The organism is Acinetobacter sp. AC1-2, from assembly GCF_016124155.1.
Lineage (GTDB): Bacteria > Pseudomonadota > Gammaproteobacteria > Pseudomonadales > Moraxellaceae > Acinetobacter > Acinetobacter calcoaceticus.
Genome location: NZ_JABFFO010000003.1, coordinates 157,874 through 181,137 on the forward strand (window position 1 = coordinate 157,874; position 23,264 = coordinate 181,137).

Consider the following 23,264-nt stretch of genomic DNA (forward strand, 5'->3'; position numbering starts at 1 on the left):
CACATAAAAAAATCCGCTCTAATGAGCGGATTTTTTTATTGGTTTAAATGCACAATACGCAATTGCAAATTTACATTGCCATTAAATGCATTACGATCCATTTCATATACTAAATGAACTTCATCTCGCATAGGATTAAATTCAAAACGACCAGCTGCATTAAATGCAATCGCATCAAACGTATATTGATCTAGGGCTAATCTAAGTTTTAGATGTGTTTCTTTAAGCCAGCGATAATCGACAACTTTAAAATGTCCTTCAAACTGCGGAAAAGGGAATTTTTGCCCCCATGGTCCAAGCTGCTCTATCCAGTCCAATGTGTCTAGTTGCAAAGCAGAAGCTGGTAACTCTCCATCCGTCCATAGTGTTGCTTGGAATAGAGATTCTTCCATGGCTGCAACACAGCCAGTAAAAACAGTTTTAAAAGCATCAAAGTTTTCTTTTCGAATCGTTAAGCCAGCTGCTGCTGCATGTCCACCAAAATGACTCACCAATTCTGGATGTTGTTCAGCAACTTGTTCAATTGTATCTCGAATATGCACGCCATCAATTGAACGCGCAGAGCCTTTAATATGGATACCATCTTCATCTGGTGCAAAAACAATAGTTGGGCGATGGAACTGTTCTTTTAAACGCCCTGCTACAATCCCAATCACACCTTGATGCCAACTCTCTTCAAAGAGTACAAGGGCTTGTGGAATATCTTCTTTTGAGAGTTGCAAACTATCTAAAGCAGACAAAGCTTGTTGCTTCATCTCCCCTTCTATCTGGCGCCGCTCTATATTGAGTTGATTTAATTGCTGAGCAATTGGATAGGCAGTTTCCATATTCTCTGCAAGTAAACATTCAATCCCAATACGCATGCTTTCCATACGTCCAGCAGCATTAATACGGGGTCCTATAACAAATCCTAGATCTTGTGCACGTAATGAACTCGCCTCTCTACGAGCAATATCCAATAGCGCTAAAATTCCAACTCGGCATTGGTGTTGTTGGATTCGCTTTACACCTGCATCCACCAATATACGGTTGTTATAATCTAATACAGCAACATCGGCATAAGTTCCCAAAGCCACTAAATCTAGATATTGAGTGACTTTACTTGTACTTTTGCCTTGCTTGTTACGTAAACTTGCCAAATTCGCCAGCACATAAAATGCAACGCCAACACCTGCAAGCGCTTTACTTGGGAAATCACAACCTAACTGATTTGGGTTAACAACTGCTTGTGCTGGAGGTGTTTCTTTAGTTGTTAAATGGTGGTCGGTAATAATGACCTGCATATCCAAGGCCTGAGCAGTTTCCACACCTGCATGGCTGGAAATTCCATTATCGACAGTAATTAATAGATCTGGTTGATAAGTTTGATGAGCAAGCTCTGCAATTGCAGGCGTAAGCCCATAACCGTACTTAAACCGATCGGGAACCAAATAATCGACTTGTGCCCCCATATCGCGAAGCACCAATACCATTAACGCGGTGCTGGTTGCTCCATCAGCATCATAATCCCCAACAATAACAATCTTTTTCTGCTCATCAATGGCTTGATCCATTAATGCTACAGCGGTTTCTAGACCTTTGAGCTCTGGAGCAAGTAAATTCTTAAGCTTGAGCTCTAATTCCTGTTCAGATTGAACTCCACGTCTTGCCAAAATCTCGGCAATAAACGGCGGCACGCCCTGAAACTGTTCAGGGCGTGTCAATAAAGGTCTTTGTTTGATTTGTATTTTTGTCATTTAAGGCATCAGCCGGTGTAGCATCCATTGACCGTCAATTTTTTCATAACTCAAGCGGTCATGTAAACGATTTGGTCGCCCTTGCCAGAATTCATAATAATCCGGTTGCAGACGATAGCCTCCCCAGAACTCTGGCTTATCAAGCACTTCACGACTTTCGACTTGCTGTTGTAAGTCTTGAAAGCGCTGCTGTAACAGCTCTCGGCTTTCAATTTTGCCACTTTGTGGAGTACTGATATGCGCTGCAATCTGGCTATCACGTGGTCGTTTACGATAGTAATCTGTAGATTCCTGTTCAGAGATTTTTACTACATGACCACCAACTCTCACCTGACGCTCTAGACTCGGCCAGTAAAATAATAATTCAGCATATGGATTTTCTGCCAAATCTATACCTTTCTGACTATCATAGTTAGTATAAAAATCATAGCCAGCTTCTGTAGCACCGCGCAACAAAACTGTTCGAACATGTGGTCTGCCATTAGCACCCGCTGTTGCTAACGACATGGCATAAGGTTCATGCAAATTGGCAGCTAGAGCATGGTTAAACCAACCAAGAAACTGCTGATGAGGGTTTGATTCAACCTGCCCCTCATACAACTCGCCTTGCTCATAGCTCAAGCGTAATTCACTTAAATCTTTAATGACATCACTCATGTCATGTACCTTATGCGACTTGTGCTTGTGAACGAACTGAATCTGCTAAATGCTGAGCTAAAGCGTTCACTTCGTGCTCATCGTCACCTTCAACCATGACACGAATCACAGGCTCTGTTCCTGACTTACGAATTAAGATACGTCCACGGCCTTTAAGCTGTGCTTCTGCTTTATCAAATTCAGTAACCAATGCTGGAATAGAATATGGATCAAGCATTTGTTCTAAACGTACATTTAAAAGAACTTGTGGGAATAGTTTAAAGTCTTGAACCAATTCATGAAGAGCCTTATTTTGCTCGACCATCACAGTTAAAACTTGAAGTGCAGCGATAATGGCATCACCAGTCGTACTCTTGTCTAGAGTTAGAATATGACCAGAAGGTTCGCCACCTGTCACCCAACCATTTTCTTCTAAAGCCTGTAATACATAACGGTCACCAACTTTTGCACGAACAAAATTAACATTTGCTTTTTCAAGTGCAACTTCAAGTGCCATATTACTCATGACAGTACCAACAATACCAGCTGGCTTATTTTGCGCCTGAGTCGCCAAGATATATAGGATATGGTCGCCATCAATTAAGTTACCAAACTTATCAACCATCACAACACGGTCAGCATCACCATCAAAGGCAATGCCTAAATCTGCTTGCTGCTCAACCACTGCTTTTTGCAAGTGTTCAGGATGTGTTGAACCACAGCTTTCATTAATATTTAAGCCATCTGGTTCATTATATAAAGCAATAACTTTTGCCCCTAGCTCACGGAAAACTGAAGGGCCAACGCTATATGCAGCACCATGAGCACAGTCCAACACAATCTTTAAATTATTTAAATCAAAGTGGTAAGGGAAAGTAGATTTACAAAATTCGATATAACGACCGTTTGCATCATTTACACGAACACTTTTACCTAAGTTTGCAGTGTCCTCAATGAATAAGTCTTTTTCTAATTCAAGGTTAATTTCTTCTTGTAATGAATCAGGTAATTTTTTGCCTTCACTTGAGAAGAATTTAATCCCATTATCATAATATGGATTATGTGATGCAGAAATAACAATACCTGCATGTGCATGCAAAGCACGAGTAAGGTGTGCAATTGCTGGCGTTGGTAATGGACCAAGTAAATGAACATATACGCCAGCAGCATTTAAGCCTGCCTGTAAAGCAGATTCTAAAATATAACCAGATAAACGTGTGTCTTTTCCTAATACAACGAGCGGTTTATTTTTTGGACTCGTTCGTTTTAATACCTTCCCTGCAGCAAAACCGAGTTTTAAAGCAAACTCTGGAGTAATAGGCATTTGCCCAAATTTTCCACGAATACCATCCGTTCCAAAATAACTCATAGCTTATCTCATTCTTACGCCACTTCAGCGGTGGCTCACTTCATATATGGCAATTCCGCCATATTTCTTTTCGTTAGATTTACTTTACACCAAAAACAAAAAGCCGTCAGTGTAATGACGGCTTTCTTCATTGTTTTGGTTACCAAAATCTAACCAACACGATAGTTTGGAGCTTCTTTAGTGATCGTAACATCATGAACATGTGACTCAGACATACCTGCTGAAGTAATTTTCACAAATTTCGCATTTTGGCGAAGATCTTCAATCACAGATGAACCTGTATAACCCATCGATGAACGTAAACCACCCATCATTTGATGAACGATGTTGCCCATTGGGCCTTTATATGGAACACGGCCTTCAATGCCTTCTGGTACTAACTTCTCAGCACCCGCTTTTGAGTCTTGGAAATAACGGTCAGCAGAACCGGTTGCTCCCGCCATTGCACCTAATGAACCCATACCACGATATGCTTTGTAGTAACGACCTTGGAAAAATTCAACTTCGCCAGGCGCTTCTTCAGTACCAGCTAAAAGTGAACCAACCATGATTGTACTTGCGCCCGCACCGATCGCTTTTGCCATATCGCCAGAGAAGCGGATACCGCCATCTGCAATTAAAGGAATTTGATCTTTCAATGCATTAGCAACGCTGTCAATCGCAGAAATTTGTGGCATACCAATACCTGCCACAATACGTGTCGTACAGATAGAACCAGGACCAATACCCACTTTGACTGCATCTGCACCTGCATCTAATAATGCTAATGCAGCATCACCAGTTGCGATGTTTCCGCCAATTACTTGTACTTGAGGGAAGTTTTGTTTCACCCAACGTACACGTTCAATTACACCAGCTGAATGACCATGTGCTGTATCAACAACAATTACGTCAACACCGGCTTCAACCAATGCTTCTACACGACTTGGTGTATCAGCACCTGTACCTACCGCAGCACCAACACGTAAACGACCAAGATCATCTTTACAACTGTTTGGATAACTCTCAGCTTTACGGAAGTCAGTCACTGTAATTAAGCCTTTAAGTTCATTGCTCTCGCCAACGACCAAGACTTTTTCGATACGATGTTTTTGCAATAATGCTTGAATATTTTCTTTAGACTCACCTTCACGCACAGTCACCAAACGATCTTGGCCTGTCATGATGTTGCTAACTGGTTGTTCTAAATTGGTTTCAAAACGTGTATCACGGCCTGTCACAATACCAACAACCTTGCCGTCTTTAACAACAGGTACACCGCTAATGTTATTAGCGGTAGTAATTGCAATCAGTTCACGTACTGTAGTTTCAGGCGTTACAGTGATAGGGTCTTTCACCATACCCGCTTCGAATTTCTTTACACGGCGTACTTCTGCAGCTTGAGCAGCAATATCCATGTTTTTGTGCAAAATCCCGATACCGCCATTTTGTGACATCGCAATCGCCATACGTGACTCAGTCACTGTATCCATTGCAGCAGAAACTAATGGGATATTTAAATGAATGCCGCGAGTTAAACGTGTCTTTAGAGAGACATCTTTTGGGAGAACAGTAGAGTAGGCAGGAAGTAATAAGACATCATCGAAGGTTAGCGCTTCTTGAACGATGGTCAGCATAACAATCTCACTGGTAAATTCCGTGAGCTATTATAAACAAATTTCAATGCAATTTTCATATTATCTTTGCCTTTTTCAGCAATAGATATCGGCCTACTCTGAATAATTCCCACTTAATTATACTTTTAGCTCTATTTTCTAGCTCTTATCTTTTTATAACCCAGAACTTCATCTGGGTTAATTATTAGAAATAATATTTAGATTTATGCAGGGCAACTAAAAATTTGCTCTGACATTAAATCGACACCACAAGGTAAAGTTTCAATCCAGTCTAAAAACTGATTAATCATTTCTTTACCAATAAATGGGCTGCCATGCTGTGGAACAATCATTTCAATATCCATCTGACGGACCATGTTGACCCATAAACGAATGACCTTATTTGAACACATATAGCGTTGGTGAAAAGCTTTCATTTTCATAACATGCGTATCGAAATCTGTTAAAGGTTGACTAGCATCCTCAACAATCGAGGCACCCATATCGCCAGAAAACAAAATTTTCGCGACTGGATCATAGAACTGAAAATTACCCACCGAATGTAGAAAATGGGCTGGAACCACCACAAGCTTTGATTCTCCTAATTGAATCACTTGACCACGATCTGGTAGTTCAATAAGGCGATCTTCCCAATTCCCTTTCATGCGTTCACTCATGAATGCAGAATTGAGGTGCGGTAAAAATCGTGCCCATAACTTAGAAGCGACCACTTTGGCATCGGTATAGACCAACCAGCGCGGCATTGAAGTAATAATGTCTGGATCCTGATGAGAAGCCATCACATAATCCAGATTTTTCAATCGCGTATATTTATTTAATTCCATGGTCAACGGAACATAGGTCAAATCGCCACCTGGGTCGATCACCGCAGCTCGTTCATGATCAATAATTAAAAATTGATTGGCTTGTATGCCTTCCCCTTTGACCAAACTGGTAAAACTAATACATTTATGTACGCCATTATCAAATAATATCTGCGATGTTGTTTTTTCAAACCCCATACAATTCCCCAAAAAAACTTTAAATATTAGATATTTTTATATCCATACTAAAATAAAGGGATTCGATAATTCTTGCAATGAATTGCTTTATTTTTCTCATAATATTTTAAAATAGCTTTTGCTTTTCTTATTTTATAAATGAATCATAATGTTATTTAAAATTACCTCACAATAAATTAAAATAATTCTCATTATCAGTTTTTTGTCTTTTGCGCTGTCTAGGCCTCCCATGAACCAAGCACCTTATTTTTCAAGCTCCAAAACATTGTTAGCAGTTGCTATTTTTAGTTCGATGACAGCAAGTCATGCTTATGAAACAGCAGAACAAAAAAATTCGACCAGTGTGCTACCCACAATTTCTATTCAGGCGCAAAAAGAAACCACCTCCCCGTATGTCGCAACGAAAGCAACCTCTGCCTTAAAATCAGATGCGCCCTTGTTTAAAACTGCTCAATCGGTTTCGGTAGTAACACGTGAACAGCTCGATCAGAAACAAGCAAAGACACTTGCAGAGGCACTTGAAGGTGTTGCAGGAGTAGAAGCTGGGAAACTTGGTCGCCGTGGTTGGGATGATTTCGTTATTCGAGGGCAGACATCTTCTGATTCAGTTTATGTAGATGGCTTAAGAGTCGGTCAAAGCTCACCAACTCCATCTGTCGCAGCTGAAATATCAGGTATGGATCAGGTACAAGTTTTAAAAGGCCCTGCATCTATTAATTTTGGTTTGGTTGCTCCAGGCGGCATGGTGAATTTAGTCACTAAACGCCCTCAAGCAGAAAATTTTGCACGCGCTAGCATGACTTATGGCAGTTACAGCCTTAAAGAAGGCACATTCGATTTAAACTATAGTCCTAATAATAGTGAAAAAGGTGCTTTCCGTTTAAATGGTCGTATCTCTGACCAAGATGACCCGACAGATTATGTATATTTTAAAAATTACTATATTTCCCCTTCTTACAACTTTGATTTAGGGGATAACACCGACCTTTCTGTCATCGCAAGTTATCAACATCGCGAATATATTCGTCAGCAAGGTCTACCTGTCATTGGTACTTTAAAAGATAACCCTAACGGCGCTATAGACCGAAGTTTATATATTGGCGACCCTAATTTTGGTAAATATGAAGCAGATGTTTACCGTACTGGTTATACGTTTAAACATGCCTTTGACAATGGCTGGAACTTTAACCAGAATTTTGCTGTACAAAAAACTGAAATGGATGGTAAAGCGGTTTTTGCTCGTACAGGTAGTAACTTTTGGGCAGATAAAAACTACACCACCATAAGCCGTAAAAATAACAGCCGCCACCAAATTATTGATAACTTAAGTTTTGCCATCGATAACCGTTTAAATAAACAGTTTGATTTATATGGTATGCAACATGATTTCAATATAGGTGTAGATGCCTTCCAAGAAAAAAGTGATTACACCAATAACCGTTGTAATGTAGGTGATTTAAACATATATGCTCCTGTATATGGGCAAACTGTTACTTGTTCCGATCCTGTCAGCAACCACGATATTAACCGCTTAAAATACGTAGGCTTATATATTCGTGACCGTATTCAACTCAATGATCAATGGCTTTTAAGCTTGTCTGGACGCCAAGACTGGGCACAAACCCAAAGCACAAGTTTAGTTACAAGTAATGCGACTAAACAATCAGACAATGCATTTACGGGTAGCGCCTCTGTCATGTATACCCTTAATGACATTGTGGCTCCTTATGTTAGCTATGCCACTTCATTTACACCTAACAGTGGTACTGATGTAAATAACAATCCGTTCAAACCTGAAGAAGGGAAACAGGTTGAAGTTGGAATGAAATTACAAAGTCCTGATCAACGAATTCAAGGCGCTATCGCTTGGTATGATTTAAAACGTCAGAATGTTGTAGTCAATGATTTAATCAATACGAGTGAGAAAGTTCAGCGTGGCGAACAGTTAACACGTGGTATTGAAACCGAACTCAGCGCAGAAATTTTAGAAGGCTTAAAATTAACAGCTGCATATACCTACACAATTGATGCAGAAATTAGCAAAGACGCAAACACGAGTAATGTAGGAAAAGCACTCGACAATATTCCTGAGCATGCATATAGCTTGTCAGCACGCTATAAATTTGACCCTGCATCAAAACTTGGTTGGTATGTAGGCGGCGGGTTCCGCGGTGAAACGTATAAAACTGTCGATGGCTTAGATGTTCATGTTCCAGGCTATACAGTCTTTGACACTGAAGCTGGCTATGACGCTGGGCATTGGGGCGCTCAACTTGCTATCCGCAATCTATTTGATAAAGATTACTATGCAGGTGCGCTGAATGAGAATTTAGTGACGCTCGGCAACCCACGCCAAATTAACTTTACAGTGAAATTTAACTACTAAACGACCTACAAAAAAACGCACTCGAATTGAGTGCGTTTTTTATGGCAGTTTTAAATGTTTTAGAAGAAATAATGCTGCACTAAAGTAGAGATCCCTACAATTAAGAAAATAGCAGCACCAATTTTATGAATGAGTGAGATAGATAAACGTTCAGCTAATTTATTACCAATAAATACAGCTGGTGCATTGGCAATCATCATACCTAGAGTTGTACCCAGCATAACCCAGAAAATACTGTCGTAACGAGCAGCTAAGGCCACTGTTGCAATCTGCGTTTTATCGCCAATTTCAGCCAAGAAAAACAAGATAAAGGTTGCGCCAAAAACACCAAATTTTTGCCATCTATTAATGCTATCTGTTTCATCATCTAACTTATCTGGAATAAGCATCCAGAACGCCATACCAATAAAACCACCCGCAAGAACCCAAACTAAGGTTTCAGGGCTCAAGACAGTAGTAATCCACTGTCCAAGCACAGCAGAGATACCATGGTTAATTAAAGTTGCTAACAGAATTGCAATGAGAATAGGGATTGGCTTACGGAAACGTGCAGACAATAAAAGGGCGAGTAATTGAGTTTTATCGCCCATTTCAGCTAGGGCAACAATTGAGGTAGAAATCAGAAATTCTTGCATGTCGTTTCTCTGGCTAGCATAAATGCCCATGACCTACCCCTCCTGCTAGCCAAATATCTGCAGAGTGGTAAATCAAAGGTCTTGCCAACTCGGAAACGATGAGACGTTTAAGCTATGATGACCATGTTCTGTTGAACAATTATGTTGATCATCACCTATTCATTCAGAAATGAATAGCGGCTACTCCCCAATGAAGTAGTGCTTATTATATTCGAGCAGTTCTATTTTTCAAACAAAAAATTTTATCCATGCCCACACCAACAGCCGACCTAAGCCCAATAGTAAGGCTAAACAAATACTTAAGTTAATAAACCCCAAATTGTTAATGCCTGCTATGTGCTGTGACTGAAATTCAAACGGCAAAATAAGCATTGCTACAAATACTTCCAACCCCATTGCAACGTAAGTCATCCATTCCCAAGGAAAGTGTAAAACACTGACCCATACCCCCATTAATAAAAATACAATCAATAGGATTGGTACCATGATTTTTAAAAAACCCGCCATTTATTATTTCTCCTTTACCTAATAACGAGAAATTTCTCCTCTCTCTCGATAATTCATATCTAATCTTTAGATTAACCTAAAACCAATTAAATTAAATATCAAAATAAAAACCCCGCCGAAGCGAGGTTTTAATGATGCATTTCAAAATATTAGATTAATAAAGTACGAATATCTTTAAGAAGTTTCGTAAGTTTATTGGTAAAGCGAGCAGCATCTGCACCATTAATTACACGGTGATCATAAGACAACGACAGCGGCAACATTAAGCGTGGGTCAAAGTCTTTACCATTCCAAACCGGTTGCATCGTTGCAGGTGAAATACCCAAAATCGCAACTTGCGGCCAGTTTACAAGTGGTGTAAATGCTGTACCACCAATTGCGCCTAAACTTGAAATGGTGAAATTCGCACCTTGCAAGTCTTTCGGTGTTAATTTCTTATCACGTGCTTTTTGGCCTAACACACCCAATTCAACTGCAATTTGCTTAATTGATTTTTGGTCTGGGTTACGAAGTACTGGCACAGTTAAACCATCAGGTGTTGCTACCGCAATTCCCATATGGATTTCATTGCGCAAGAGCACTGATTTACCGTCATCAGATAGATGACCTGCGAACTCACGCTCTTCTTTCAACAAATACGCAACCGCTTTGATAATGAATGCCATAATCGTCAGGCTGATACCTTCTTTTTTGAAGTTGCCTTTCAGTTCATTACGCCAATCTTCTAACTCAGTAATGTCAGCCAAATCAAACTGGGTGACTTGCGGAATAAAGTTGTTCAATGACAATTGCGGAATTGATACTTGCTGCAAACGCGTCAGTACTTTTTCTTCCACGCCACCAAACGCAGTGAAGTCAGGAAGCTTTGGCAAACCTGAAACTGCTGGTGCAGCCGCAGCTACTGGAGCCGCTTGTGGTGCAGTTAAACGAGTCTTCACATAAGCAAAGATATCTTCTTTAATCACACGACCATGTTCACCAGAAGTTTTAACTTGTGATAAAACCACACCAAGTTCACGAGCAAGCTTACGAACAGCAGGGCCAGCATAAACTTTAGCGTTTTCAGCTTCCTGCTCTTTCGTTAACTTATCACTACCAGAAACTGGAGCAGATACAGCCTGAGTCGGACTAGGAGCTGCCGCTTTAGGTGCTGCTGCCTGTGGAGCTGGAGCTACTTCTGCTTTTGCCGCTGGTGCCGCAGCAGGTGCTTGGCCTTCAGCTTCAATTGTTGCAAGTAATATACCTTGTGAAACCTGTTGGCCTGCTTGCAAGTGAATCGCTTTCACAACGCCAGCAACAGTACTTGGAACTTCAACAGTCGCTTTATCTGACTCAACCACAACAAGGCTTTGGTCTACATCAACTTTATCGCCAACTTGTACCAAAATTTCAGCAACAACTGCTTTATCTACACCCAGATCAGGAACGTTAATATCAACTGGACCAGATTGAGTAGCAGCCGCAGCTACAGTTTCTTGTTGAACTGGTGCAGGCGCTGCCGCTGGGGCTGCTGTAGAAGCAGGAGCTTCAACTGGCGCACTTGATGCAGATGTTGTTTTCACTTTAATGAGCACAACACCTTCTTTAACTGTATCGCCTTCTTTAACTTGAATGCTTTCTACAGTACCAGCAACACTGCTTGGCACTTCTACAGTTGCTTTGTCAGATTCAACAACAACGATGCTTTGCTCAACATCGATTTGCTCGCCAACTTTTACTAAAATTTCACCAACTAGTGCTTTTTCAACACCAATATCTGGAACTTGAACTTCAACCACTTGGCTAGTGGTTGCAGCTGCTGGTTGTGCAGCAACTTGTGGAGCTGTAGCAGGTGCTTCTTTTTCAGCTGCTGGTGCAGGTTTTGCAACTTCTTCTGCTTGAGCTACAGGTGCAGCACCCTCAGCTTCAAGTTCAAACAATACCGTACCTTCAGTTACGCTATCGCCTTCTTTGATCAAGATGCTTTTCACTACACCTGCTGAAGTGCTAGGCACTTCAACAGAGGCTTTATCTGACTCAAGCAAAACAAGGCTGTCATTTTCAGCAATGCTATCGCCAACTTTTACCAAAATTTCAGCAACAACTGCTTTATCTACGCCAATATCAGGGGTCTTAATTTGCATGCTTAGTTCCCCTCACCTGTTTGCGCTTCATGGTATTCAGCAACTGCTTGAACTTCTGGATGTGCTTGTGGAGCCCATGCCACTGGACGATCAGTATCTAACTCAAAGTTAGAAATTGCATCTTTAACTAAACGTGCATCTACTTCACCTTCGTCAGCTAATTTCTTCAAAGTAGCAACAACGATATGTGCAGCATCAACACCAAAGAAACTACGTAAGTTAGCACGTGTATCTGAGCGACCATAACCATCTGTACCCAACGCAACAAATGGGCGACCATCTGGAAGATAGGCACGGATTTGTTCGCTATACGCACGCATATGATCTGTTGCTGAAACAACAATACCTTCTGTACCGCGTAATTGTTTAGATACCCAAGACTCTTTCACTTCTTCAGTAAGTGGGTGTAAACGGTTGTATTCTTCACACGCCATACCATCACGCGACAACTCATTGAAGCTTGTTACACTCCAAACGTTTGAATGGATTTGGTATTCATCACGTAAGATTTTCGCAGCTTTGATCACTTCACGAAGAATTACACCTGAACCCATCAATTGGACAGTTGCTTTTTCATCTTTTTCGAACAAGTACATACCACGTTTAATGCCTTCCTCAGCGCCTTCAGGCATTGCAGGATGCTCGTAGTTTTCGTTCATTACAGTTAGGTAATAGAACACACGCTCTTGGTTCACATACATACGTTGTAAACCATCATGTACGATTACAGCCAACTCATAACCAAAACATGGATCGTAAGATACACAGTTTGGAATCGTGTTCGCCAAGATATGTGAATGACCATCTTGGTGCTGTAAACCTTCACCGTTCAATGTGGTACGACCAGCAGTAGCACCTAACAAGAAACCTTGAGCTTGTGCATCACCAGCAGCCCATGCGATGTCACCAATACGTTGGAAACCAAACATTGAGTAGTACATGTACATTGGAATCATTGGCAAGTTATTCGTTGAATAACTTGTTGCCAACGCAGCCCATGCGCTCATCGCACCAGCTTCGTTAATCCCTTCTTGAAGCATGTGACCGTCACTTGCTTCGCGGTAATGCATTAACTGCTCTTGGTCTTCTGGGGTATATTTTTGACCGTGAGCGGCATAAATACCAAGCTGACGGAACATACCTTCTAGACCAAAAGTACGCGCTTCATCTGGAACGATTGGCACTACGCGGTCTTTAATTGCTTTTTCTTTAAGCAAAGAAGCAATTAAACGCACCATCACCATGGTAGTTGATTGTTCTTTGCCTGCAGAACCTTTTAATACTGCATCAAATACAGATAATTCAGGAATCGCTAAAATTTCACTCTCTTTACGACGTGCAGGTAAATAGCCACCTAAAGCTTCACGACGTGCCTTCATATATTTCATTTCAGGAGAGTTTTCACTTGGGCGATAGAATGGAAGCTCTTCTAATTTATCATCTGTAAATGGCAGGTTGAAACGGTCACGTACATATTTTAAAGAATCGATTTGCATTTTTTTGATTTGGTGAGTCTTATTCACCGCTTCAATTTCTTCAGACAAACCGTAACCTTTTACAGTTTTCGCAAGAATAACTGTTGGTTGACCTTTGGCTGTCATTGCTTCTGCATAGGCAGCAAAAACTTTGTACGGGTCATGACCACCACGGTTGAGATTATCGATGTCTTCATCGCTTAAATCTTTTACAAGTTCCGCAGCTTCTGGGTACTTGCCAAAGAATTTCTCACGTGTATATGCACCACCTTTCACTTGATAGCGCTGGTATTCACCATCAACTGTTTCGCCCATTACCGCTTTTAAAGCGCCTGTGCTATCTTTTGCAAGTAGCGGATCCCAATGACGACCCCATACTACTTTAATGACACGCCAGCCCGCACCACGGAATAAAGATTCTAATTCTTGAATGATTTTACCGTTACCACGTACAGGGCCATCTAGACGCTGTAAGTTACAGTTAACCACCCAAATTAGGTTATCAAGTTTTTCACGACCAGCAAGTGAAATTGCACCAGTACTTTCTGGCTCATCCATTTCACCATCGCCAAGATATGCCCAGACTTTACGATTTTCTTCTTTGATCAAGCCACGATTCATCAAATATTTTTGAATGTGTGCTTGATAAATCGACATGATTGGACCAAGACCCATTGATACAGTTGGGAATTGCCAATAGTCCGGCATTAAATATGGATGTGGATAGCTTGGTAAACCGTTACCGCCAACTTCACGGCGGAAATTACTTAACTGTTCTTCAGTCAAACGCCCTTCAAGGAATGAACGAGCATAAATACCAGGAGCACAATGTCCTTGGTAATAAATCATATCTCCGCCAAAGTTATCACTGTTTGCACGGAAGAAATGGTTAAAACCTACGTCATATAATGTTGCACTTGATGCGAAGCTCGCCAAGTGGCCACCTAAATCATCACCTGTTTTATTCGCACGAAGTACCATTGCTAAGGCATTCCAACGAATCAATGCACGAATACGGCGTTCCATATCTTGGTCGCCTGGCATTGCAGGTTGTTCTTCAACAGAAATTGTATTTAAGTAAGGTGTATTGAGACGTTGAATGGGAACATGCTTGGCAATTGCTTGTTGGTAAAGTTTTTCCAATAAGAATGCCGCGCGCTCAGTTCCCATATGTTGTAAAACTGAATCGAATGCATCTTGCCACTCTTGGGTTTCTTGTGCATCGGAGTCACCGTAAAACGCCATAATTCACCTGTTCCTTGTCCTTTAATCTACTTTGTATTTTTACCACGTTTTACCCCTCTCTAGTTATTGCCATGGGTGAATGTGAGGGGGGCCTATTATTTTCTGAATGAATAGTCATTGACCGAGCATTAAACAAAATAACAAAAAAACGCCAATAATGGCGTTTTTTTATACAATCTTTACGTTAAAAAAGGTTTAAGTTAATTTCAGATTCATAAATTCAATAACCTTAACCTTTTTCACTATGCTTTTAAGGAAGCATCGCCAAGTAAGTTGTTGGATTCTTACGTTGACCATCTTTTACTACTTCATAGTGCAAATGTGGACCAGTACAGCGACCAGTACAACCTACATTGGCAATATGTTCACCTGCAGAGACTTGTTCACCTACACGTACCATTAAACGCGAAGCATGCGCATAGCGTGTTAAATAGCCATTACCATGGTTAATTTCAACATATTGACCATAGCCAGTGCCCCAACCAGATTTAGTTACAATACCTGGGCCTGTAGCATAAATTGGTGTACCACTTGGAGCAGCCATATCCAATCCACCATGATGTTCGGCGCGACCGCTCATCGTACGGCCACCAAAGTTGGAAGAAACACGTACTGTATCAGGAAGAGGATGAGAAACTAACCACGAATAAGCATTTGAAGAAGAGGTATTGAAAGAGTTCTTAGCTGTCGTATTGCCATATTTTTTAGCGAGTGACTCATTGTTGAGCTCAACCGTTTTTTGGCGTAAGGTCACTGAAACTTTCGCACTCGCTGGAAGATCTAAATCATCAGGATGAGTATATGAACCTTGAGATAATGTTTTTGATAGTTGTTCCAATCGATCTGAATCAGTAGATTGGTTAATTGTTTGATAATCTGCAAAAGCAACTGATGCTGCCGAAGCGGCAAGTGAAAACGCTAATAAAATACGACGCGTGTGCATAAAAACCTCTTGAAACTGTTCTTACTTAAGTTCCTTATGATCTCTTCCTTGATATCGATTGAAATGAACGCTTAAGATGAAGACAAGAATCTATCCGAGAATGACCCATGTCTAAACCCGATAACGTTTTTCAACAATCCGGAAAACACATAAAAACAGGAAACCTTACGTTTCTAACAACGCAAGTCGCGCAATGGCAAAGACTTACGAAAATTATCCAACCCTTATTGCCCCAACCGGAACAATGGCAGGTCGTGTGTTATCAAAATGGTTCTTTGATCATTACTGGTGAAAATCAGGCGATGATTAGTCAACTCAGTTATTTACAGAACCAATATGTATCTAAATTATCTCAACTTGAAGGGTTAAAAGACCTACAAAGAATTCAGGTTCGCTTGAGAAATAAAAACATTCCAAATCCACCCTCATCTGAGCCATCTAAACCCATTCCCCCGGAAACACAAGAAATGTTACGCAGTGCAGCCGACTTTGTGAGCGACCCTAAGCTTAGCCAAGCTTTACTACGTTTGGCAAGCAATAAAAAATGACGAGCTCTATATTTAATGAAAAGTTCAGCCATATTTATGTGACAAAATTCACACTTTAAAATGTTACATTATAACATGACCAAATAAAGACAATGACTTATGTCACACTCACATATGGAATTGGACATTCATTCTCGTCATCAAATGTTACAATTTCATAATTACTCGGATCACTTTGGACATTGCGTAACAACTGATTATTTAAAGCATGTCCCGATTTATAGCCATCGAACTTGGCAATAATTTGATGACCAAGCAAATACAAATCACCTACTGCATCTAAAATCTTATGTCTCACAAATTCATCGGCGAAACGTAAGCCTTCTTCGTTAACAACGCCCGTGTCATCTACACCAATCGCATTATCTAAACTTGCACCTAAAGCTAAGTTATTTGCTTTGAGATAATCCAGATCTTTCATGAAGCCAAAAGTACGAGCTTCACTGACTTCATATACAAAAGTTTCAGTAGAAAAGTCGATAGTCGCAGATTGATATTCTTTAGCAAATGCCGGATGGTCAAAATCAATCGTAAAATTTAACTGAAAACCATTATGCGGGCTAAAAATTGCTTTTTTATCATCGATTAATGCTTCAACTGGTTTTAATATTCTTATAAATTTTTTCGGCGCATCCAGCTCACGCAATCCACCTTGCATTAACAGGTAAATAAATGGGCCGGCACTTCCATCCATAATCGGAACTTCTGACGCAGATACCTCAACAATAAGGTTATCAATTCCCAAACCTGCAATTGCGCTCATCACATGCTCAATCGTTCCAACTTTTATATCCCCAATCACTAAATTGGAGCACATGAAAGCTTCTTGAATCAGCAAAGCATTCGCATGGATTTCCACAGGTGGATCTAAATCGATACGACGAAATACAATACCTCCATCCACGGTATGTGGAATGAAATTGATCATCACTTTTTGACCGCTATGAAGACCTATTCCACTCGCTTTTACCACACGATTGAGAGTACGTTGTTTCACCATGCTTTGTAACTTCTTTTTTAAAACCGCTATACGTTAGCATATTTAGTCATTGATCAAAAACAAAAAAAGGCAGTGTTTAAACACTGCCTTTTTTTAAATTTAATAATTTTTTACTTACGTTGCTGATTTTTCAAGTAATCTTGAATGCTCATCGGAGAAGAACGCGGAGAAGAACTTGCAGTACTACTCACTTCATTATCAGCATTTTGACGCTTATTAATTGCAGGAACGTCATCTTCATCAACAGATTGAGCTGATTGAGTCGATGCATGACTTACCGTATTGCGTTTTCTCGGCTCTGCATCTGCTGCATTACGAGTTAAACCAGTTGCAATCACTGTTACACGTAATTCATCACGCGCATCTGGATCAAATACCGTACCGTAGAAGATTTCACCTTCATCAAGGTCAACAATCTGGTTCACGACATCAGTAATGATTTCAGTTTCGCGTAAAGTAATATCATCACCGCCAGTAATGTTAATCAACACACCTTTAGCATTAATAATATTTACGTTATCAAGCAATGGACTACGGATAGCCTGTTCAGCAGCTTGACGCGCACGATCTTCACCACGACCTAAACCAGCACCCATCATGGCATAACCACGTGTACTCATTGCAGTTTTCAAATCGGCGAAGTCAAGGTTAATATGACCACGGTTTACAACAAGGTCAAAGATACTACGTACAGCGTTTAACAATACATCATCAGCTTTTTTATAAGCATCTTTCATTGAAATATCGCCATATACGCTGAGTAAGCGCTGGTTAGGGATAATAATCAATGAATCAACATGTGCTTCAAGCGCTTCAATACCACGTTCAGCAGACTTTAAACGGCGACGGCCTTCAAAGTTAAATGGGGTTGTTACAACGCCAACAGTCAAAATACCCATTTCTTTGGCAACTTCAGCTACCACAGGTGCCGCACCTGTACCCGTACCACCACCCATACCAGCGGTAACGAATACCATATCCGTACCTTCAAGATGGTGACGAATAATTTCACGGCTTTCTTCTGCTGCAACTTGCCCTACTTCAGGGTTAGCACCAGCACCTAGACCACGTGTACTTTGCTCGCCTAACTGAATTTTGAAAGGTGCATTCATACAGTCCAGTGCTTGTTTGTCTGTATTGGCACAAACGAATTTAACACCTTGAATATCAGACTGCACCATATGTTGAACGGCATTACCGCCACCACCACCTACACCAAATACAGTGAAACGGGCTTGACCGTTGCCATCGTTTAGTTCATCTTCTATAAATTCAAATGAGGCCATGACCTTTAGGGTTCCTAATACATTATGGCAGTCACTTCAGCCCGTATACTGCCTTGATTTTCAAAAATAACTAATTTTAAGAATGCTGTGCAATACAAACCTTGTCAAGTACAGTGGTTTTCTCTTACAACTTCCTAACAATTCTACCAATAAATCCATACATCCTAAAAAATGGCTTTTAGCTTGCTATTAAACGCATTCCAGCCATTTACCATTCGTTCCCATACCGAACGGTCATTTGCCTCTTCAGGCTCTTCAACAGCTTCTTGCAACTCACTTTGGCTAAACATGAGCAAACCAGCTGCTGTTGCATACATCGAACGACGTAACGCGGCTTGATGCTGATCATCAGCATAAACCTGTAACGGTGGATTGCCCAAATGTGCAGATACCCCCAACATACGGCGAGCCAAGCTCACCATACCTTCGATTTGACAAGCATCACCTGTCAGCACTACACCATGGTATAAACCATGAATTGCACCGCTGTTTTCGAGTTCATCGCGAATCTGGCTAAAGATCTCTTCATAACGGGCAATAATAATTTCTGACAACTCAATTCGACTAATGGTTTGAGGGCCATCAATTCCTTCTACCTGAATCATGTGATCTGGCTTAACAGCACTTAAATCGACACAACCATACAGAATTTTAATGCGTTCAGCTTCTTCTGTCGTGGTTTGCAATACAGCAGCAATATCACGTGTAACGTGTTCACCACCGCGCTGCAATGTACGTGCCAGAGCCAAACGCCCATCCAGATAAACCGCAAGATTGGTAATGCCTGCGCCAACATCGACCAGACAAACACCATATTCTTTTTCATCTTTAAGCAAACTTGCCTCGGCGGTTGCCAAGCAAGATACCACCATTTTTTCAACCCCGATATTTGCACCTTTCATGGCGCGATCAAGGTTTTGCATAGTCGCTATAGGCATCATCATGAGCTGATAATGTCCTGTCATACTATGGGCAGTCATGTTAATTGGATTCTGCACCCATTCAGCAGAATCACCCAATTCAAAGCCTAACGGCACTGCACTTGCTAAATAGTAATCAGAAGTCACATGACTTGCTTTTGCCAATTCTAACGCGCGCACAACTTCGTTTGTTGTAATAACATGTGCTGGATTAGCGACTGGTGTGCGACCAGAGGCATAAAAACTTTGCAACTCGGTACTCGGAATCGATACCCATGCGCTATGAATGCGACATTCGGCCATATTTTCCGCTTCAGCAACAGCATTTTTAATCGCAGCGATGACTTTATCGAGGCTGACGATTTTTCCTTTATTCATGCCACGATTGCGAGCAGTTGCCATACCGATAACTTGAATGTTATCCGGCGCATGAATTTTTCCAATCAAAACTGAAACTTTATGCGTCCCAATGTCAATCGCAACAACTGAGGGAACAGCTTCATTCATCACTCATACCATTTCTTTGTTGTTTAATACCAGGCAAATTGCCTATTTTAAAGCCACGTATTATGGCTTTGCTTTTGTTCCACCTGCAATGCTTGTGTCATCAATCGTTACAACAAACTGACCATTCACAATTTTAGGTGGTGTTGCGTTCTTCCATTGAATAGATAATCCATTACGATATCGCAAATCAATGGCTGAGATTTTCGACCACACCGGTTTTAAGTCAGATTGTGCCAGATGACTTAAACGTTGCAACTTATTCATTGTTTGATCTTGGTCAACAATAATTCGTAAACCTGTATCAAACTGCATAAACCAAGTCATTCGCTCCGTCAGATATAACTCTTTTAAGCGCAAATTGGCGGGATGGAATAATTGATTGATTTCATTATAGCGTCGCATCATCATTTTCGACTGGCTTACCGGACCATGTAGTAACGGAAGCTCAGGATGAATTGTCGGCTCTGCCTCACTGAATACATCGCCTCCATCGCTTAACAAGCGACCTGTTCCCCAACGGGCGATGGCATGTCGAGGCATAACACGAACACGAATACCATTGGGCCAGGCACGAGATACGACAACTCGGTCTACCCACGAAATTTCTAATGTTTTGTCACGAATCTGTTCTAAATCAGATGTGAAATAATTCGCTTTTATAATTGGAGCAACATGCTGCATCACTTGTTGTGTTTCAACTGAAGACGTCGACCCTACAACCTCTAGCTTTGCAACTTTTGCATCTGTAATAACTTTATATAGCCCATAAATTCCGACTGCCAGCACTACAAAAGCAATAACCAACAGCACCCATCCACCAGCATTCGCAAGCTTCTGCTTACGTGTAGGCGGTTTATCATGAATAGAGGTGATGGCCGCACGTTTACGGCGCATGGAAGCCGGAAGTTGTGCCATATTTAAGCCGTACCTTCCAATGTTTGCTCAAGAATGGCAACACACAATTCATCAAAACTATAGCCAACAGCTTGAGCAGCTTTTGGAACTAAAGAATGGCTGGTCATACCTGGCACAGTGTTTACCTCTAAAAGCCAGAAATTACCCTGCTCATCCTGCATCGCATCAATACGGCCCCAGCCTTCAGCACCAACAGCTTGAAAAGCACGTAAGCACAATGCTTGCAGGTTTTTCTCTTCTGTCTCACTTAGACCACAAGGAATGCCGTACTCAACATCATTACGTTCATATTTTGCTTCATAGTCATAAAAAGCAACGTCTGCTGGGGGTTGTAAACGAATAACTGGCAAAGGCTGTCCATTTAAGAACGAGATTGTGAATTCACGACCTGTGATCCATTTTTCTGCCATCACAACAGCATCGTGCTGAGTCGCCTTTTCAATTGCAGCAGCAAAGTCTTCTGCTTTCTCAACCTTACTCATGCCCACGCTTGAGCCTTCATGTACAGGTTTGATAATGACAGGCAAGCCTAACTCAGCAATAACCGCATCTAAATCTGTTTCTTTAGTGATAATGCGATATGGCGCTGTAGGTAAATCGCTACCTTGCCAGATTTGCTTGGTTTTGACTTTATCCATGCCAATCGCAGAACCTTGTACACCTGTTCCGGTATAAGGCAGATTTAACCATTCAAGTACACCTTGAATCTGGCCATCTTCACCGCCACGACCATGCAGTACAATAAATGCACGATCATAATTTACAAGTTCAGTCACACTGCGGTCTTGCGGATCAAATGCTTCAGCCTGAACACCTGAACGCAATAAAGCATCCAGAACTGCCTGACCACTATCTAAAGACACAGCACGCTCAGCCGATTTCCCACCAAATAGCACGGCAACTTTGCCGAATTTTGTAGCATTTGACACGTTTAAATCCTTAACCCGATAATTCAATATTTTTGTTTATTTCACATACAAATGGTGTTGTGCAAGTTCTACTGAAATTGCTCCAACGTTACCCGCACCTTGCGTTAATAACAAGTCATTTGGTTGTAACACATTTTGCATGATGTTTTGCAAATTACCTTCAACCGGATCGACCAAAATCGGTTCCACCTGTCCACGTAAACGGATACTACGCGCCAAAGTACGGCTGTCTGCACCTACAATAGGCTTCTCACCGGCAGGATAAACTTCCAGTAATAATAATTGATCGACTTGAGAAAGCACTTCAATAAAGTCATCAAAACAATCGCGGGTACGAGAGTAACGGTGTGGCTGGAATAACATAACCAAACGACGATCCGGATGGCTCTGGCGAGCAGCTTTAATAGTCGCTTCTACTTCTTTCGGATGGTGACCATAGTCATCAATTAGCTTAACGTTACCATCGGCAAGTTCGAATTCACCTTGTACTTGGAAGCGACGACCAACACCACTAAAGCCTGCTAAAGCACGACTAATTGCGTCATCAGAAACACCTTCATCAGTCGCAACACCAATAGCAGCCAAAGCATTCAAAATATTATGCATGCCTGGTTGGTTGATGGTTAAACGTAGCGGCTCACGACCTTTACGTAACACCGTGAAGTGTGAACGCATACCATCTTGTTCAACATCAATTGCGCGAATGTCGTTATCTTCATTAAAACCATAAGTAATAACTGGACGGCCTACACGTGGCATAATTTCACGAATGTTGGCGTCATCACCACAAACTACAGCCAAACCATAAAATGGTAAGTTATGAAGGAACTGTACAAACGTATCTTTTAATTTATCAAAGCTACCTTCATAGGTATCCATATGGTCAGCATCGATATTCGTTACAATCGCTGCCATTGGCTGCAAATAAAGGAAAGACGCATCTGACTCATCAGCTTCAGCCACGATAAAACGACTTTCACCAAGTGCAGCATTTACACCTGTGCTATTAAGCAAACCACCAATAACATAAGTTGGGTCAAGATTTTCTTCAGCCAACATGGTAGTTAAAAGACTAGTCGTTGTGGTTTTACCATGCGTACCAGCTACAGCAATACCATGACGGTAACGCATAAGCTCACCTAGCATCTCTGCACGGCGTACGATTGGAGTACGTTGTTCAATCGCTGCTTTAATTTCCGGATTTTCTGGATCAATCGCTGTAGAAACTACAAGCACATTGGCATTTTTAATATTTTCCGCTTGATGGCCGATATAAACCTTGATGCCATTTTGCTCTAATTGTTCTGTAGTTTTAGATGCTTTAATGTCTGAACCAGAAATTTTATAACCTTGGTTACCCAATACCTCTGCAATGCCACACATCCCAGCACCACCGATCCCCACAAAATGAATGTGTTTGATACGGCGCATTTCAGGCACTTTAATCAGTTTTTTTGCTTGGTTCGCAGCTGTTGATGGAGACATAG

At 41.2% G+C, this 23,264-nt stretch carries 18 protein-coding genes and 1 riboswitch; of the genes, 2 read left to right on the top strand and 16 right to left on the bottom strand.

Annotated features, from left to right (window positions below; genetic code table 11):
- Nucleotides 1–35: 35 nt before the first annotated feature.
- The 5 genes from recJ to HL290_RS12720 form a co-directional block, all read right to left on the bottom strand.
- On the bottom strand, nucleotides 36–1,736 hold the full coding sequence (gene recJ / locus HL290_RS12700; protein ID WP_198496653.1) for a single-stranded-DNA-specific exonuclease RecJ: 1,701 nt from the start codon (nucleotides 1,734–1,736) through the stop codon (nucleotides 36–38).
- Nucleotides 1,737–2,393 carry a pyridoxamine 5'-phosphate oxidase gene (gene pdxH, locus HL290_RS12705; RefSeq protein ID WP_151744165.1) on the bottom strand — a complete coding sequence of 219 codons (657 nt, stop codon included), beginning with the start codon at nucleotides 2,391–2,393 and terminating at the stop codon, nucleotides 1,737–1,739. It abuts the gene before it with no gap.
- 10 nt (nucleotides 2,394–2,403) lie between these two features.
- Nucleotides 2,404–3,741 carry a phosphoglucosamine mutase gene (gene glmM / locus HL290_RS12710; RefSeq protein ID WP_198496654.1) on the bottom strand — a complete coding sequence of 446 codons (1,338 nt, stop codon included), beginning with the start codon at nucleotides 3,739–3,741 and terminating at the stop codon, nucleotides 2,404–2,406.
- Nucleotides 3,742–3,890: 149 nt separating this feature from the next.
- Complete coding sequence (gene guaB, locus HL290_RS12715; protein WP_003654069.1) at nucleotides 3,891–5,357, bottom strand: IMP dehydrogenase; 1,467 nt, start codon at nucleotides 5,355–5,357, stop codon at nucleotides 3,891–3,893.
- Between the two features lie 203 nt (nucleotides 5,358–5,560).
- On the bottom strand, nucleotides 5,561–6,358 hold the full coding sequence (locus tag HL290_RS12720; protein ID WP_133747331.1) for an MBL fold metallo-hydrolase: 798 nt from the start codon (nucleotides 6,356–6,358) through the stop codon (nucleotides 5,561–5,563).
- 229 nt (nucleotides 6,359–6,587) lie between these two features.
- Here HL290_RS12720 and HL290_RS12725 point away from each other — a divergent pair, with 229 nt between their 5' ends.
- Nucleotides 6,588–8,744 (top strand): TonB-dependent siderophore receptor, encoded by a 2,157-nt coding sequence (locus HL290_RS12725; protein WP_198496655.1) that lies wholly within the window; start codon nucleotides 6,588–6,590, stop codon nucleotides 8,742–8,744.
- A gap of 59 nt (nucleotides 8,745–8,803) precedes the next feature.
- Here the strand turns inward: HL290_RS12725 and HL290_RS12730 are convergent, their stop codons facing one another.
- The 5 genes from HL290_RS12730 to HL290_RS12750 all read right to left on the bottom strand — a co-directional run bounded on the left by HL290_RS12730 (nucleotide 8,804) and on the right by HL290_RS12750 (nucleotide 15,672).
- A complete protein-coding gene (locus HL290_RS12730) occupies nucleotides 8,804–9,379 on the bottom strand; it encodes a TMEM165/GDT1 family protein (RefSeq protein ID WP_198496734.1) in 576 nt (191 codons plus the stop codon).
- Between the two features lie 15 nt (nucleotides 9,380–9,394).
- Nucleotides 9,395–9,580, bottom strand: a riboswitch (yybP-ykoY riboswitch).
- A 27-nt stretch (nucleotides 9,581–9,607) separates the two neighbouring features.
- Nucleotides 9,608–9,886 carry a hypothetical protein gene (locus tag HL290_RS12735; RefSeq protein ID WP_003654079.1) on the bottom strand — a complete coding sequence of 93 codons (279 nt, stop codon included), beginning with the start codon at nucleotides 9,884–9,886 and terminating at the stop codon, nucleotides 9,608–9,610.
- A 149-nt stretch (nucleotides 9,887–10,035) separates the two neighbouring features.
- Nucleotides 10,036–12,009 (bottom strand): 2-oxo acid dehydrogenase subunit E2, encoded by a 1,974-nt coding sequence (locus tag HL290_RS12740; protein ID WP_198496656.1) that lies wholly within the window; start codon nucleotides 12,007–12,009, stop codon nucleotides 10,036–10,038.
- A 2-nt stretch (nucleotides 12,010–12,011) separates the two neighbouring features.
- Nucleotides 12,012–14,729 carry a pyruvate dehydrogenase (acetyl-transferring), homodimeric type gene (gene aceE, locus HL290_RS12745; protein ID WP_004639979.1) on the bottom strand — a complete coding sequence of 906 codons (2,718 nt, stop codon included), beginning with the start codon at nucleotides 14,727–14,729 and terminating at the stop codon, nucleotides 12,012–12,014.
- 250 nt (nucleotides 14,730–14,979) lie between these two features.
- On the bottom strand, nucleotides 14,980–15,672 hold the full coding sequence (locus HL290_RS12750; RefSeq protein WP_045433755.1) for a M23 family metallopeptidase: 693 nt from the start codon (nucleotides 15,670–15,672) through the stop codon (nucleotides 14,980–14,982).
- 107 nt (nucleotides 15,673–15,779) lie between these two features.
- Between HL290_RS12750 and HL290_RS12755 the strand changes: the two genes are divergently transcribed.
- Complete coding sequence (locus tag HL290_RS12755; RefSeq protein WP_003654086.1) at nucleotides 15,780–16,220, top strand: DciA family protein; 441 nt, start codon at nucleotides 15,780–15,782, stop codon at nucleotides 16,218–16,220.
- 97 nt (nucleotides 16,221–16,317) lie between these two features.
- On the opposite strand, the gene lpxC is transcribed toward HL290_RS12755, so the two are convergent.
- The 6 genes from lpxC to murC form a co-directional block, all read right to left on the bottom strand.
- On the bottom strand, nucleotides 16,318–17,220 hold the full coding sequence (gene lpxC, locus HL290_RS12760) for a UDP-3-O-acyl-N-acetylglucosamine deacetylase (RefSeq protein WP_005038014.1): 903 nt from the start codon (nucleotides 17,218–17,220) through the stop codon (nucleotides 16,318–16,320).
- Between the two features lie 110 nt (nucleotides 17,221–17,330).
- Entirely contained in the window at nucleotides 17,331–18,506 is a 1,176-nt protein-coding gene (ftsZ, locus tag HL290_RS12765) for a cell division protein FtsZ (protein ID WP_003654090.1), read from the bottom strand.
- Between the two features lie 164 nt (nucleotides 18,507–18,670).
- Entirely contained in the window at nucleotides 18,671–19,933 is a 1,263-nt protein-coding gene (gene ftsA / locus HL290_RS12770) for a cell division protein FtsA (protein WP_003654091.1), read from the bottom strand.
- 60 nt (nucleotides 19,934–19,993) lie between these two features.
- The gene (locus tag HL290_RS12775) at nucleotides 19,994–20,848 is read right to left on the bottom strand and encodes a cell division protein FtsQ/DivIB (protein ID WP_003654093.1); all 855 of its coding nucleotides are present in this window, start codon (nucleotides 20,846–20,848) and stop codon (nucleotides 19,994–19,996) included.
- A gap of 2 nt (nucleotides 20,849–20,850) precedes the next feature.
- Nucleotides 20,851–21,777, bottom strand: a complete 927-nt coding sequence (locus HL290_RS12780; RefSeq protein ID WP_003654094.1) for a D-alanine--D-alanine ligase — start codon at nucleotides 21,775–21,777, stop codon at nucleotides 20,851–20,853.
- A 36-nt stretch (nucleotides 21,778–21,813) separates the two neighbouring features.
- The gene (gene murC / locus HL290_RS12785) at nucleotides 21,814–23,262 is read right to left on the bottom strand and encodes a UDP-N-acetylmuramate--L-alanine ligase (RefSeq protein WP_198496657.1); all 1,449 of its coding nucleotides are present in this window, start codon (nucleotides 23,260–23,262) and stop codon (nucleotides 21,814–21,816) included.
- Nucleotides 23,263–23,264: the final 2 nt, after the last annotated feature.